The sequence below is a fragment of the Bacillus sp. FSL R9-9410 genome (genome assembly GCF_038050385.1).
Taxonomy (GTDB): domain Bacteria; phylum Bacillota; class Bacilli; order Bacillales; family Bacillaceae_G; genus Bacillus_A; species Bacillus_A cereus_U.
In genome coordinates, this window is the sequence record NZ_JBBOTV010000006.1 from 1 (window position 1) to 12709 (window position 12709).

The window sequence follows — 12709 nt, forward strand, 5'->3', positions numbered from 1 at the left end:
AAAATATCATTAATCGTTAACATACATACACTCCTTACTTTAGGACAGGGTCTCTCGTAAGAAACGGGTCTCTACTCATTACAGGGTCTCTACCTACAGGTTGCTCTCTCTCAGGTACACCATCTTTTCCAGAAGGTCTATCTCTATCAGGTGTCTTATCTCTACTAGATGGCCCATCTCTATCAGGTGTTTTATCTTTAGAAGGCGTTCCATCTTTATCAGGTGTTTTATCCTTACTAGATGGCTTATCCCTTTCAGAAGGCTTGTCCTTCTCTGTAGGCTTATCTCTATCAGGTGTTTCATCCTTTTCAGATGGTTTATCTTTCTCAGTAGGTTTATCCTTTTCAGAAGGCTTGTCCTTCTTTGTAGGCTTGTCCTTCTCTGTAGGCTTATCCTTTTCAGAAGGCTTGTCCTTCTCTGTAGGCTTGTCCTTCTCTGTAGGCTTATCCTTTTCAGACTTATCTTCCTTCGTCATTTCTTTTCCGTCTTCATCCTTCCAAGGCTTTGGATCAGGTGCATCAGGTAGAGCGTCTGTTGGAACTTTTTCTTCTTTACCTTCTTTGAAATACTCATTCTTATCTTCAAATTTTTGATTTTCATCTTGTGGTCTAATTAAATCAGGCTTTTTCAATTCATCTATTACAACCTCAGTTGTAGGCTTCATTTCCTTTAAAATTTCACGTAACGTATCATTTATAGTATCAACGGCATCAGCAATCTTCTTATTAGAATCAGCAATATCTTTCGTATTCTTTGCTATTTCCTTATTAGAACCAGCTATATCTTTTGTAGAACCATCAATACTTTTCAAAGAATCGCTAATATCTTTTAAAGCTTTTTCTAACTTTGCATTACTACCGCTATTACCTGAATTATCATTTCCACCATTGTTATTATCATCTTTTGGTTCTTCTATATCCCCACTACCGTTAGGCTTATCAGGAACTTTTTCATTAGTACAAACACCATCATTCTTATTATCATAATCCGCATAATCTTCAGGAGATGGCTTCTCAATTTCAGGTAAATCATAATACTTAGCACCTTTACCCCAATAAACAGTTTCTCCAGATCCACCGCCATTTTCTTCAAATCCTTGAAGTTTAAAACGTACATATGCTAAAACTTTTCCATTATGAAAAATATAAAAAGCATAAGTTCCGTTCTGATTCCAATTAATCGGAAACTCATTTTTTTCTTGCTCAGGTCTTGTCCATTTCGTCTTTCCAACATGAAAAGAACAATCATTAACTAACATTAATTCCGACAACTGAAAACTATATACATCTGTCAAATCGTTAACCCTTAACATAAGACTATACTTACCATTAACAACACCATTATTTTCGATAGAAATATTTTTACTACCTAACACTGTAAAAGATGGACCATCAGCATAAACACGAGGAATAGAAGAAATCACCATAACTACAAACGAACAAAGTATAATTGCTATTTTTTTAAACATATTTCTTCATCATTTTCATTCGATTTTTTATAACGTGAATACGAATTAACTGCATCTTTTATACCAAGAACAATATAAGTACAAACAAGTAAAGCAAAAAGAACCATAATAGCAATTACACAAATAATAAAAACATTACCTGCAACACTCCATAAACTCATAAAATCACTCCGAATCTAATAAAAAAGGAAAGGGAAAAATACTCCCTTCCCCTTATTTTTTATATAGGAAACCTCTTCTACTATTAAACTAAATATGTTAGACGATTATTATTAACCTACAAAAATACTCTTCAAACTACGAATAATGTAGAATGATAACGGAATACCAATTGCGAACGCTGCCGCTAACCATAGACTTTGTGTCCAATTTCCTGTACTTGTAGCAACATCTGCTAAATCATAATCAATTTTTACTGCTGGGATTCCTTCACCTAACATAAGGTTATTCACTAAAAATTCCTCCATTTGAATCAATCATCTGCGTATTGATCCTTATATTTTTTCATTACAAAAAATGCAAAAGCACAACCTAAAAGCAAAAGTGCATATGGTTTAAAAGTATGCCAAGCATACCCAAACTCTGTAAAAAGAGTGCCCATATGTGACTTTTCAACATTAAAACCTGCTTTGGGTATCTTATCGCTCACTCGGTCAAATAAACCCATGCTCATTATCTAACTACCCCTAAAATCTTACCAAGTGTGAACGCTGCAAAACTCGCACCGATCCATAGATACAAAACTGCATCCGCACTAGCAAATGTATTATAGGCGTAACGAATAACTTGATTAATTGGTAAATCAAAACTCAAAAGTTATTCCCCCCATCTTTTATATAGATAAAGCGACACTATAAGGAGGGCTATGAAACTAGTAATACCAGTAAGGTATTTTACAAAACTAGAATTACTAAACAGCCATACTACTGCATGTGAAAAGGTTGAATCATTCATATCTTTAGCAACTCCTTACCAAAGCGTACGAACGCACAACCTACAACAATAATTACAACGGGAAGTCCTAAATAGGAATACATCGAGAATAACTCAATCATCTATCGTACGACCTCCCATATCCATTTCAAAACGAATAACACAATAAAAGTTAATAGTAGAAAAGATAAAGCCATCTCGCCATAAGTAAAGCTTTTAAACACTTGAAAAGTGCCTTCTGTTGTTTCTACAACATAATTTTGAAAAAAGTCGTTTAACGATTCTTTAATAGTCATAAAATCACAATCATTTCAGTCTTATAAGTCCTCTTACTTAACAATCTGTTCTAAATTGTAATAAGCGTTGTTTTTATAAGCATTAACAGTCACATAACACTTAAAAGGAATACCCATTTTATAAGTATCAGAAAGTTGCTGATACAAACTTACATCTTGAGAAGTAACCTTTACTGTTTCATTACCTCTCTCGTTTTTTTGGTATAAATCAACTACCAATTTTGATTTTTTTTCGCCATTGTATTCATTAGTTACAATGCCAGCGTCCATATAAACGCCTTCAATTAGAACTTTCGGCATAATCATACCTCCATATATTAAAATTTTACGAACGATAGCTATAAAAATAACCGAACATAAATTCGATGATAGCCAAATTTTCGTTCGGTCTTTATTGTAAAAAAAAAACTCCCAGTTGTAAAGAAAAATATTACATTTTATTCATTAATTTTACTTTCATATTCCATTTCATACTTTTTCATATCTACTTTAACCAATTCTAAAATCATTCTTTCAGCTTCCCTTGAAGCATTTCCCTGCTTTTCTAATTCCCAAATCACTGGATTTGGTAGCCTTAATATTAAATTACCCTTCTTTAAATAATCAGGCTTTCTTTTGCGACCCAAATTTAACACTTCCTCTGTTCAATAAAAATCAACAGAGTTTTTCTTTTAACTATAGACAATATTGAACATAAAAAAAAGAGAGCTATTGCTCTCAATTATATTTATACATAAATTCATATAAGGCTAATTCAATTAACGAAAACTTTGAAACCCTTTTACGACCATTCGATTTTGAAAACTTCTCGAACTGATCATGTATATCTTTACCTATAACAATAGAACTTTTTCGAGTCTCTTTAGATTCAGGTAAAGACGACAACTCTAAAAATAATCTTGCTTCATTACTCTTTGATATATGTAATAACTCTTTTAAAGCAAAAATTTCAGATTCAGTAAAGTCATTCTGATTTTTTTCTGATTTTTCACCAACTTTTATTTCATTAACACCAAAAGTCTCAATCTTTTCTTCTGAATTTCCTCTGACTTTTTTCTGACTATTTTCTTCTTTTTTCGGATTTTTTTCTTCTTTTTTATGAATTATTTCAGAAAATAACAATTCATCTATCTTCTTTTTTTCAGATTCTTCTCCAACATAAACAGTCTTCTTTAACGAATTATCATATTTATAACCTAAAGAATTTAATCGCCTACGCAAAGTATCTTTACTTATGCCTAATTCTTTTGCAACATCAGGCATAGTTCTTGTACCATTAGTCAATTCAACAACGTCAATAATCTTCACAATCAAACAAGCCCCTCTCTAGTCTATATCACAATTATATCAGATTATATCTGATTTTTTTCAGATTTTTTCTGATTAATTTCTTTTTCATTCAGAAAAAATAATACAAAAAAAGTCAGAATCAAATCTGACTTTAATCATAGACGTTTCTTTATAATCTTTGTATAATACAAGTACAATCAATCAATCAATTTAGTCTTATAAGCCTTCTAGATTAGTCACCTAGTTGGCAACTATATTTTTCTATCTAGTCAATAGAGAAATATTTGAAACTGAAACCTTTGTTGTTTACTCAAGGGTTTCTTTTTTTATGGTTTTATTTATTTCATAATTATGTAACTTCATTTTCTTTAGTTGCAAATCTTCTTCAAATGATTTACCAGTTCTTTCTTCATACTTTTGATTTTTAATTAAAAATTTAGTCACCGCTGCAACTATATCTGTCTCTTCTTCATTAATTAAACCAGTCATTAATCGACCACGAATTTGAGCTACTTCCCTATCAAAATTAGAATCTATATCTTTAGAACGAGTTAAATAACCATTTGTTCTAACAAACTTACCTTTAGCACCCTTACTTAATTCAGTCCAAAAAGAACTTTTATGATAGAACTTATCCATTAGCATAGTCCACAACTTGTCCAATCCATCACGGTTAAAAACTTCTTCTAAATCATCAAATATCTTCAAACCTTCTTCGTCTTCACATTCTTTAAGAAAATCCCGTCTTACTTCAAACTCAACATTCCAAACATTTTCTGTATCCATATCCAAACTATTATATAAATCTAGAAAATACATTTTTCCTTTTTTCATAATCTCTTTTGTTTTATTATAAATACGTAATTGTAAACGAGTGCGATTACCAAAATATACAGTTTCGAATTCTCCAGTGCATGGATCTAGACGGAAAAAATCAGGTTTATTATCATCTTTGAAATTCCGAGGATATTCAAATGTTTTCAAATCATCTAATATCCATTTCCATTGGTCACTATGTACAGCAAAATCAATACGATTCATTTTAGCCTTACCAGTAGCAAAACCAAATGACATTAACACTCCAAGACTTTCAGCATAAGCATTAATCAAACCTTTATCCCATAATAAAAACTGGTTTATTTGAACTTTAACAGGATACTGACCATCATCCCTATAACGTCTTGAAAAATATATAGCAATATCCTCATTTCGTAATGAAAACTGATACAAAGGTTTCTGACCTAATTGAACATTAAATACTAACGGATTATCATAATTAGGTAACGAAACACTGATTGTCTTCTCTTCCCCGTGATCTAAATGAAATTCACGACCACTTTCCAACTCATCTAAAAGACCATTTTCCATAACATCATTGTAATTTAAAATATCTATGTTATACCAAAACGTATCAATGTTAAAAAGAAACTTTTTATCATCAGGACGAAAACGAGGGTTGCCATTACGGTCAGTACCTTTTTTCTTAGTGTAACAAGATGGCATGATAGACCCCCAAAAATACTATTTTCTTTAAAAAACCCACAATCGCAAATGTGGACATTGGGTTAAACCGTTGATATATAAGGGTTTATTCCCAAAAACAGCTGTTTACTATGACCCTATGTTATAAAGGATAGGGTCATAGTATTCTCTCTACCATAAAATAGAGGAAATACTAAATTCAAAACCTATTTAAAATCAATTTTCTTTTGTTCAATTTCTTTCCAATGATTAAATTCTCTATAAAATTCTTCAGAACTATATTCTCTCATTCTAAAACCAAATTCAGCATCCTTACGTTTCTCTAAATCAAAATGAAAAATATCATATCTTTTCTTAACAGGATATAAAGGATATCCCATAATAAAAGCAAATTCATCCCAATCAATTAAATGACTTTCACTACCACAACATAATGAAATTTCTTCAGAACTATATACACATTCACATTTCATACAATAACGATGATCCATATAAAAACTCCTTAATCAAAAGTTAGACTCTATCCCCTATTAATATTAACAAGTTAAGAGAAAACCAATAAAATAACACTTTTACAAATCAAAATCACTTGGAGAAATTAGTTTCTCACCAATTTTTACAACCTCTTTTTTCATCGCTATTACACTTTTTAGTAACTCTCTCATCTGTATATGTTCATTTGAATAAATATCCTCATGGTTATCTTTAATTTCACGTAATTCAACTTCTAAATCACCTAAGATATTTTCAAACTTTACAACAAACCCTAGCTCTTGTTTCATCTTTTTTCCTCCTATCTTTTAATAGAATTCAAATTGTATTAAATTTCGCCCTGTTCTTCATATTTACGTTTTTTCTCTTCGATCATAGCAAGTACAAATGTAGAACGATTATATTTCTTAAATGGCAAATTATAATCTCTTGCAATAGTCTTTCTTCTATCATTCTCAATATCTACAATTTCATCTATTAAAGCAACTTCACTTTCTGTAAAAGTAAAAGCAACAGTTTTCTTCTTCTCTTTAACATTCATTTCAAAACCTCCTAGCAAACTTTCTATATCTAATATAACAAAAACCATATGGTTTAGCAACACAAACATATGGTTTAATTTAAAAAATATTTTATTTTTTATCTCTAGTAAATATATATAGAAGAAAATACATGTTAACAAAATATAAACTAACAAATATAAAACATATAACACATAGCAAAAAATTAAATTCATAAACTCCAACTATTTTAGATATACAAGCTACATACATACCTAAACCAAACATAATCAATATAAAATTAATAACATCACAAAAATTCACATTGATCGTAAATCTAGTTTTCGTCATTTTTTCAGTAAGCACAATTATTTATCCTTTCTACGCTTATAAAACAATAGCAACATCAAAATAACAAAGCATACAGAAGCCATCAGAAGCCCATATTCAGGCTTTTTTATTACATAAGGTAAAAACCTTGATTTCATAAAAAAGTACTCATTCTCGTACATAGAATCACTCATTCCGATACAGTTTCCTTTGACACAGTTTCTTTTATCGCTTTATAAAAACAATACATTGATATACACCAAAAACTATAAACAATCACATTATCCATCTAGATTCACTCTCTTAAACTTAGAAATTTTATAAGCACTCATAAACAACATAATTCGATTCAATGAAATAAACGTTATAAACGGAAATAACAATAACAATATAACTTTCAATAACATCTTAAACGCTCCAAATCGACTGATACGACATATAACCAAGAGCAACAAACACAATACATCCGAACGCACTTAAAGACGATAGAAACAAAAATGGAAGCTTCATATTTCTAAAAAATTTCTTTATATTATCAACAAATAAACAAATCATATAACCAACAGACATCCAACATAAAATAAAAAACAATACCATCATATAATCACCTTATTTTGAAATTTTACGACCCTTTTTATAAACAAATGCATATAAAATTGAACAACCCATAAGAATACCTACAAAAACCATTCTTTCACCTCATTTATTTTTTTAAGAAAAGCCATGAATCACACAGGGATCATCACGGCAACACAGTAAGTTTTAACTTGTAAATAATATAGAACGCTAACGGAATACCAACTGCAAACGCTAATACTAACCATAATTGTCCAAACATAACTCCAACACCATCAGAAACATCTTGAAGGCTATAATTACTTTCAATAATCGGTATTGTATTTTCATCAGGAGTACCGAACGCTCCAAGACTTAATTCACTAGCATTTCCAGAACGGTCAACCGCTTGAACCTGCACTTTATACTTTCTAGTATTCTCTAAATTTTTGATATTAAAATTAGTAGAAGCAATCAAGTTACTATTAATCTTTTTACCATCTACGTATACGTTATAACCTGCTAAATCTTTATCAGATACTTTGTCCCAAGATGCAATCAAAGCACCATTAGAAGGCTTAACAAACACGTTTGACGGAACATGTGGCGGTTCTTCATCTTTTTCCTCTAAAGTCTTCACAGACAAATTAACAGGCGTAGAATCATTTTTATCTTTATCTACAGCAACCACACCAAAATTGTATTCTGTTAATGGTTCGAGATTTTTCACCATAAATTCTTCCTCTAAACCAATTTCAGCTATCTTCTTTCCATTTTGCAAAATCTTAAACCCTGCTAAATCTTCATCACTAGGCTTTTTCCATTTCAATTTCACACTTTTATCTTTCGGCTCCGCAACAAAAGAAGATACTGGACCAGGAGGAATTTTCTTTGGATCAATAAGAGTAGTTACACTTTTGGTAACACCTTTCGTTTCAACCCTACTTCCATCTAAAGAAGAAACTTTAAATCTATATAGAGTATTATCCTTTAAATCATTTACTATATAAGAAGTCGCTGCTTTATCTAAAGTTGTTATTAATACATCATCTTTATAAATATTCACACCATTAAATCCATCTTCCAAAGGATTTTTCCATGTTAAATCTACTTTATTCGTATCAGCTTTAGCATTTAATTCAGCTACATCACTAACTTTCCCATCATCAACATAAACATGAAATTTCCCCATCTGCATCGCATAAGAAACACTATGATTTTCATGTCCAACAGAGACATACCGTGCCTTTTTATTAATATTAACCTTAGCTTCAAAACCTTCATTTTTTAAATTAAATCTACTTACTTGATTAAAATTAGAATCAAGAAAAGTAACATAACCACCTTCAATGCCACCTTGAGCAAAATAATCAACATATTTAACACTATATTCTGCTCCTAAATCAGCAACAGATTCTTTACCATACAAATAACTAATACCAAGTTCTTTACCATTAAATGTCGCTTCAACTGAATAACTTCTTTGGTACCATCTTGTATAACTATCAGTTTTTTTAACAATCGCTGCACTAGCAAAACTAGGCAAAACAGACAAGCATAATATAAACATCACTGCAAACATCGCAAAACACTTCTTAAATCGCAACTAACACACCTCTACCTCCATTTAGCTAAATCTTTAACAAGGAACCAAGTAGTATTTTTCAAAACGCTTCACTGAAAAATCTCCACTTTTTCCGCTACGCTACATCCTTGTGAAATATTTTTAGGCGCTTTTGGGCTTATTGCCAAGCCGAATATACCCAAAAGTAGGATTTACGCTAATCGGCTTGTTCTAGCAATTATAAGCGCCTAATCGCTTTCCTAACGTCCAAATTTTCTAACCTACTTATTAACAATCACGTTTTCTTTTAAAGCCAGCCTTCCAACCCCAAAAGTTAGGGAAAAGATTAAAATCAATTCAAATCCTTGCTTAATTCTTTACTTAGATTTTTTAACTGATATTCAAACTTATATAATTCTTTTTTTTCTTGTTCTGTAAATTCATATTTCGTATCTAAACGCCTAATATGATTCATACAAGACTCAAACGCCTCTATAGTACCTTCTACTTGTCTTTTCACTCTTTTACTACCAATCATCACAACAAATCCCCCTTAACGCATGCTATCTAAATGCAAACGAACCACAGTTAAACTATCAATCACCTGATAATAATCTCTTGGATCAATCCCCAAAAGTTTTAATTTCTCCTTTAAATTATCAATTTCAGCACATACATTTTTTATTGATTGCTCCACAACAAAACTATTTTTCATGTATCAATCATCCCCTTAACATTAACCGCTCATGACCACCCGCTAGGGCGTGTGTCCATTTCGTGCTAACGCATATGTTATATCGCTTTTTTCAACTCTCTCAACCTTTGTAATTTTCTTTGTGTCATATAATAATCACCATTTATTTTTCTTAATTTAACTAATAAAGAATCAAACTCATTTTTATTTGCCGGATATTCAATAGGAACCACCATAGAATGTGTTTCAAACACATCTCCAGCTAACTTAAAAGCATGTTCTTTCTTCATCTTTTTTGTTTTTAACAATATTCCTGACTGATTATCTACTATTGGATAATAAAAATAGTCTTTATCCTTTCTAACAGGCACAAAAATAGATGTTACATCCCTAAACCGACTATCAACATTGCTAAATAAAGGAGTTGTTAACATTAACGTACAACGCATTTTCCTTAAATAGAAAGCCATATGCGACCAATATTTTGATGCATTAGAAAGAGCATTTCGGCTATCTATATCCGTATGACATTCATCTAGCAATAAAACACTTGATGGTTCTTTAGCAATATTTAAAAAATCATCGAACGATGTAAAAGGCTTAGCACCTTTCACACCAAAATTGGAATACAATGTACAACCAGTTTTCTGTTGATACATTACAGCTTCAAGAACCATCCCTAAAGTTTTACCGTTTCCCATTAAACCTGTATATGCCCAGACGTTCATTAACGGCTCACATCCCTTTGTACTCTTTGTTGGTCTCTCATATGCTTATTCATTTCAGGCATAACACCATTGGCTGAAGCAACTTGCGCTTTGATAAGACCTGATAATTTCGCATTACCTTTAATTCTGTCAGCAAGCGTAATTTTATTAATTAATTCAAAGAATCGTTGGAATGGTGTAACTTTCGGTTTCATATCAACCATAAATTTCGCTATATCTCCAACTCCCATTTCTTGCATTAAAAACATAGCTTGTACTTGTTCACTTTTAAGAGGAACACCATTTTGTTGCATAAAACCCAATAACTCAAGCATTTCATTATTTTGAACTTCTTCAGTATCTTCCTCATAAAAATCAGAAATCATAATTTCTTGAACAGGAGTATGATCCACACGATTAAACATTTCGTCTAATTGCTCTTTTGTTAAATCAGGAAAATTTTCTTCACATAACGGTTGGTTTATATTCTCCAAAACAATAACCTCTCTTCTCTAGAATTTCTTTCATTTTTCGACCTTCAACACGTTCCTTTTTATCATTACTAGATAACATTTCATTAGACATATGAGCAATTAAACGGTAATTACTCGACTTACTAAAATCAATTAAACGAAGAACCTTTAACATACAATCACCTCATTATTTAATTAAACATTCGTTTTTCACATTAAATATCAGCTGAAATTTGCACGGCTGCCGTTACATTTCTTAAACAAATCACGAACATTATTTAAGTAATAAAGTAAGAACTACAATCGCCCATGGAATCATTTCTCTAAAATCAAAAGATTTTTCCGTATCATATTTAAATAAATTCTTTATTGTAGTTGACCGTCTTAATGTTTTTAATTTCTCAGCTTCTACTTTGCTAGGAATATCTACATTAAACACATACGCTATAGCGCCCTCACTTTCGTTATAATAGCGTTGTGCATCTTCTGTTTTATAAATGGCTGTCTCCGTCTCTACTACATCACTATCAGCACATTTCACACGTTCTACATACATAACATCATCACGAATCACGAACGCTTTATGATTACTAAAAGCTTGACCTTTTTTCTTAAACATTATCTATACCTCACTTGCTCATTTTTCTAAATATAAGAAATGTTGGAAGTACTAAAAACAAGAATAGTCCTAATCCAACCGAACCACCGATTGTAAAAAATACACTAAATACGTTTGTGTTCATATTTTTCTCTTTCCTCACTCATTTTCTTTTCATGTCTATGCCAATTAACACCTACACTAATAGCACCAACAATTCCAGCAATACAAAAACTAAAAAATATAATTAAATCCAACATAAACTATTCTCCTGTAACCTTGTTATATATAAATAAAGCAACGAAACCTGTAATCAAACCACCAACAACAGCAACACCAGGACTCACATTAAATAATTCCATTACTTATTCTCCTCACTAAAAAAATAATCATATATACAAACAACTGGCCAAAATAAAACATTAATAATTAACAAACTATACATAAAAGATTCCAAAACCTTCAAAAAAAGCAATTCCATTTATAACTACCACCACTTCACAAATATCTTAAATTCAATAACACCATGTTTAAACGCCATTACAACAAACAAAATTCCGTAAGTGGCTGCTAATATACATGCGGTACTTACAAACACAACCCAACCATTTCCAAGCATCGCAAATGCTTTAAAAAACGAATTTGGATTAATTGGATGCGATGCCGGTACAGTTAATTTCATAATCGCATTAAACATTTGATTCAACCAACCAAAGATCGGACTGAAAATAGTATCAATAACAGATTTCATATAAACACCTATTTCTTTCTCTCAGGGAATGAAAACCCCATGCTACCACCATACAAAGAGAATACTTTCATACCGAAGTACAACCACAAAAAGGCTGTAGCAACCAATGGAACAGTAGTCATTATCCCTGTAGGCATTAATTTATCAATAACAACATCAAAACCATTTTGTGCTTCGTGAGGAAGGTATACTTTCCCACTGGGGACAACTCCAATCCACATAAGTAAAGTTTTCACAACACTTGTAGCAACCGCCCAAAAGAACTGAAGTAAAGCCGTAAATATTTTCACAATCAATACAACAACTTTGAACAAGCAAGCAAAAAAGTAAAAGATACATTCTAATAACTCTAGTAAATATCCTAATGGTTTAGCTAAAAACTCCATTGTTGCTTTAAAACCATTTACAAGTCCATTACCTACAGCTTTTAAACCTCTTAAAATAGCATCAGTCATCGTTTAATAACTCCAAGTAAAAACATCTTTAAATTTGATACAAATAGCAAACGTTAGCATTACAACAAAACATACATATATAGGTGTATCCGAAAAGTCCAAGCACAATTTTAAAACATTG

General features: G+C 31.3%; 23 protein-coding genes. All 23 read right to left on the reverse strand.

Annotated features, from left to right (window positions below):
- Nucleotides 1-34: 34 nt before the first annotated feature.
- The 23 genes from MKX77_RS30405 to MKX77_RS30515 all read right to left on the reverse strand — a co-directional run bounded on the left by MKX77_RS30405 (nucleotide 35) and on the right by MKX77_RS30515 (nucleotide 12588).
- Complete coding sequence (locus MKX77_RS30405) at nucleotides 35-1468, reverse strand: hypothetical protein (RefSeq protein WP_341308737.1); 1434 nt, start codon at nucleotides 1466-1468, stop codon at nucleotides 35-37.
- Nucleotides 1453-1629 (reverse strand): hypothetical protein, encoded by a 177-nt coding sequence (locus MKX77_RS30410; protein ID WP_341308738.1) that lies wholly within the window; start codon nucleotides 1627-1629, stop codon nucleotides 1453-1455. Before MKX77_RS30410 ends, MKX77_RS30405 begins: the two co-directional genes overlap by 16 nt.
- A 111-nt stretch (nucleotides 1630-1740) precedes the next feature.
- Nucleotides 1741-1920 (reverse strand): hypothetical protein, encoded by a 180-nt coding sequence (locus MKX77_RS30415; RefSeq protein ID WP_341308739.1) that lies wholly within the window; start codon nucleotides 1918-1920, stop codon nucleotides 1741-1743.
- Between the two features lie 20 nt (nucleotides 1921-1940).
- The gene (locus MKX77_RS30420) at nucleotides 1941-2141 is read right to left on the reverse strand and encodes a hypothetical protein (protein WP_341308740.1); all 201 of its coding nucleotides are present in this window, start codon (nucleotides 2139-2141) and stop codon (nucleotides 1941-1943) included.
- The gene (locus MKX77_RS30425) at nucleotides 2141-2281 is read right to left on the reverse strand and encodes a hypothetical protein (protein WP_000006947.1); all 141 of its coding nucleotides are present in this window, start codon (nucleotides 2279-2281) and stop codon (nucleotides 2141-2143) included. The genes MKX77_RS30420 and MKX77_RS30425 overlap by 1 nt, the downstream gene beginning before the upstream one ends.
- A 449-nt stretch (nucleotides 2282-2730) precedes the next feature.
- Nucleotides 2731-2997 (reverse strand): hypothetical protein, encoded by a 267-nt coding sequence (locus MKX77_RS30430; RefSeq protein ID WP_341308741.1) that lies wholly within the window; start codon nucleotides 2995-2997, stop codon nucleotides 2731-2733.
- Nucleotides 2998-3134: 137 nt separating this feature from the next.
- Entirely contained in the window at nucleotides 3135-3323 is a 189-nt protein-coding gene (locus MKX77_RS30435; RefSeq protein WP_341308742.1) for a hypothetical protein, read from the reverse strand.
- Nucleotides 3324-3414: 91 nt separating this feature from the next.
- Nucleotides 3415-4005, reverse strand: a complete 591-nt coding sequence (locus MKX77_RS30440) for a hypothetical protein (RefSeq protein ID WP_341308743.1) — start codon at nucleotides 4003-4005, stop codon at nucleotides 3415-3417.
- A gap of 288 nt (nucleotides 4006-4293) precedes the next feature.
- On the reverse strand, nucleotides 4294-5490 hold the full coding sequence (locus MKX77_RS30445; RefSeq protein ID WP_341308744.1) for a replication initiation protein: 1197 nt from the start codon (nucleotides 5488-5490) through the stop codon (nucleotides 4294-4296).
- A 185-nt stretch (nucleotides 5491-5675) separates the two neighbouring features.
- On the reverse strand, nucleotides 5676-5960 hold the full coding sequence (locus MKX77_RS30450) for an aldehyde dehydrogenase (RefSeq protein WP_341308745.1): 285 nt from the start codon (nucleotides 5958-5960) through the stop codon (nucleotides 5676-5678).
- Nucleotides 5961-6041: 81 nt separating this feature from the next.
- Nucleotides 6042-6251 carry a hypothetical protein gene (locus tag MKX77_RS30455; RefSeq protein ID WP_341308746.1) on the reverse strand — a complete coding sequence of 70 codons (210 nt, stop codon included), beginning with the start codon at nucleotides 6249-6251 and terminating at the stop codon, nucleotides 6042-6044.
- Between the two features lie 38 nt (nucleotides 6252-6289).
- Nucleotides 6290-6502 (reverse strand): hypothetical protein, encoded by a 213-nt coding sequence (locus tag MKX77_RS30460; RefSeq protein ID WP_341308747.1) that lies wholly within the window; start codon nucleotides 6500-6502, stop codon nucleotides 6290-6292.
- Nucleotides 6503-7199: 697 nt separating this feature from the next.
- A complete protein-coding gene (locus MKX77_RS30465; RefSeq protein WP_341308748.1) occupies nucleotides 7200-7388 on the reverse strand; it encodes a hypothetical protein in 189 nt (62 codons plus the stop codon).
- 145 nt (nucleotides 7389-7533) lie between these two features.
- A complete protein-coding gene (locus MKX77_RS30470) occupies nucleotides 7534-8928 on the reverse strand; it encodes a fibronectin type III domain-containing protein (protein ID WP_341308749.1) in 1395 nt (464 codons plus the stop codon).
- Between the two features lie 334 nt (nucleotides 8929-9262).
- Nucleotides 9263-9448 (reverse strand): hypothetical protein, encoded by a 186-nt coding sequence (locus MKX77_RS30475; RefSeq protein ID WP_341308756.1) that lies wholly within the window; start codon nucleotides 9446-9448, stop codon nucleotides 9263-9265.
- A 15-nt stretch (nucleotides 9449-9463) separates the two neighbouring features.
- Nucleotides 9464-9625 (reverse strand): hypothetical protein, encoded by a 162-nt coding sequence (locus MKX77_RS30480; protein WP_341308750.1) that lies wholly within the window; start codon nucleotides 9623-9625, stop codon nucleotides 9464-9466.
- Nucleotides 9626-9702: 77 nt separating this feature from the next.
- Entirely contained in the window at nucleotides 9703-10332 is a 630-nt protein-coding gene (locus MKX77_RS30485) for a zonular occludens toxin domain-containing protein (RefSeq protein WP_341308751.1), read from the reverse strand.
- Nucleotides 10332-10805 carry a hypothetical protein gene (locus MKX77_RS30490; RefSeq protein WP_341308752.1) on the reverse strand — a complete coding sequence of 158 codons (474 nt, stop codon included), beginning with the start codon at nucleotides 10803-10805 and terminating at the stop codon, nucleotides 10332-10334. The genes MKX77_RS30485 and MKX77_RS30490 overlap by 1 nt, the downstream gene beginning before the upstream one ends.
- Nucleotides 10777-10959 (reverse strand): hypothetical protein, encoded by a 183-nt coding sequence (locus MKX77_RS30495; RefSeq protein WP_341308753.1) that lies wholly within the window; start codon nucleotides 10957-10959, stop codon nucleotides 10777-10779. The genes MKX77_RS30490 and MKX77_RS30495 overlap by 29 nt, the downstream gene beginning before the upstream one ends.
- 99 nt (nucleotides 10960-11058) lie before the next feature.
- On the reverse strand, nucleotides 11059-11403 hold the full coding sequence (locus MKX77_RS30500; protein WP_341308754.1) for a hypothetical protein: 345 nt from the start codon (nucleotides 11401-11403) through the stop codon (nucleotides 11059-11061).
- Nucleotides 11404-11507: 104 nt separating this feature from the next.
- Complete coding sequence (locus MKX77_RS30505) at nucleotides 11508-11642, reverse strand: hypothetical protein (protein WP_254982541.1); 135 nt, start codon at nucleotides 11640-11642, stop codon at nucleotides 11508-11510.
- A 227-nt stretch (nucleotides 11643-11869) separates the two neighbouring features.
- The gene (locus MKX77_RS30510; RefSeq protein ID WP_000843634.1) at nucleotides 11870-12133 is read right to left on the reverse strand and encodes a hypothetical protein; all 264 of its coding nucleotides are present in this window, start codon (nucleotides 12131-12133) and stop codon (nucleotides 11870-11872) included.
- Nucleotides 12134-12141: 8 nt separating this feature from the next.
- On the reverse strand, nucleotides 12142-12588 hold the full coding sequence (locus tag MKX77_RS30515) for a hypothetical protein (RefSeq protein ID WP_341308755.1): 447 nt from the start codon (nucleotides 12586-12588) through the stop codon (nucleotides 12142-12144).
- Nucleotides 12589-12709 lie beyond the last annotated feature (121 nt).

Excerpts from the sequence above, each read along its gene's own strand:
- MKX77_RS30515 (WP_341308755.1), bottom strand. The coding sequence starts at position 12,588 with ATGACTGATGCTATTTTAAGAGGTTTAAAAGCTGTAGGTAATGGACTT.
- MKX77_RS30465 (WP_341308748.1), bottom strand. The coding sequence starts at position 7,388 with ATGGTATTGTTTTTTATTTTATGTTGGATGTCTGTTGGTTATATGATT.
- MKX77_RS30510 (WP_000843634.1), bottom strand. The coding sequence starts at position 12,133 with ATGAAATCTGTTATTGATACTATTTTCAGTCCGATCTTTGGTTGGTTG.
- MKX77_RS30450 (WP_341308745.1), bottom strand. The coding sequence starts at position 5,960 with ATGGATCATCGTTATTGTATGAAATGTGAATGTGTATATAGTTCTGAA.
- MKX77_RS30485 (WP_341308751.1), bottom strand. The coding sequence starts at position 10,332 with ATGAACGTCTGGGCATATACAGGTTTAATGGGAAACGGTAAAACTTTA.
- MKX77_RS30500 (WP_341308754.1), bottom strand. The coding sequence starts at position 11,403 with ATGTTTAAGAAAAAAGGTCAAGCTTTTAGTAATCATAAAGCGTTCGTG.
- MKX77_RS30445 (WP_341308744.1), bottom strand. The coding sequence starts at position 5,490 with ATGCCATCTTGTTACACTAAGAAAAAAGGTACTGACCGTAATGGCAAC.
- MKX77_RS30480 (WP_341308750.1), bottom strand. The coding sequence starts at position 9,625 with ATGAAAAATAGTTTTGTTGTGGAGCAATCAATAAAAAATGTATGTGCT.
- MKX77_RS30460 (WP_341308747.1), bottom strand. The coding sequence starts at position 6,502 with ATGAATGTTAAAGAGAAGAAGAAAACTGTTGCTTTTACTTTTACAGAA.
- MKX77_RS30455 (WP_341308746.1), bottom strand. The coding sequence starts at position 6,251 with ATGAAACAAGAGCTAGGGTTTGTTGTAAAGTTTGAAAATATCTTAGGT.
- MKX77_RS30430 (WP_341308741.1), bottom strand. The coding sequence starts at position 2,997 with ATGCCGAAAGTTCTAATTGAAGGCGTTTATATGGACGCTGGCATTGTA.
- MKX77_RS30410 (WP_341308738.1), bottom strand. The coding sequence starts at position 1,629 with ATGAGTTTATGGAGTGTTGCAGGTAATGTTTTTATTATTTGTGTAATT.
- MKX77_RS30475 (WP_341308756.1), bottom strand. The coding sequence starts at position 9,448 with ATGATTGGTAGTAAAAGAGTGAAAAGACAAGTAGAAGGTACTATAGAG.
- MKX77_RS30405 (WP_341308737.1), bottom strand. The coding sequence starts at position 1,468 with ATGTTTAAAAAAATAGCAATTATACTTTGTTCGTTTGTAGTTATGGTG.
- MKX77_RS30420 (WP_341308740.1), bottom strand. The coding sequence starts at position 2,141 with ATGAGCATGGGTTTATTTGACCGAGTGAGCGATAAGATACCCAAAGCA.
- MKX77_RS30495 (WP_341308753.1), bottom strand. The coding sequence starts at position 10,959 with ATGTTAAAGGTTCTTCGTTTAATTGATTTTAGTAAGTCGAGTAATTAC.
- MKX77_RS30470 (WP_341308749.1), bottom strand. The coding sequence starts at position 8,928 with ATGTTTGCAGTGATGTTTATATTATGCTTGTCTGTTTTGCCTAGTTTT.
- MKX77_RS30505 (WP_254982541.1), bottom strand. The coding sequence starts at position 11,642 with ATGTTGGATTTAATTATATTTTTTAGTTTTTGTATTGCTGGAATTGTT.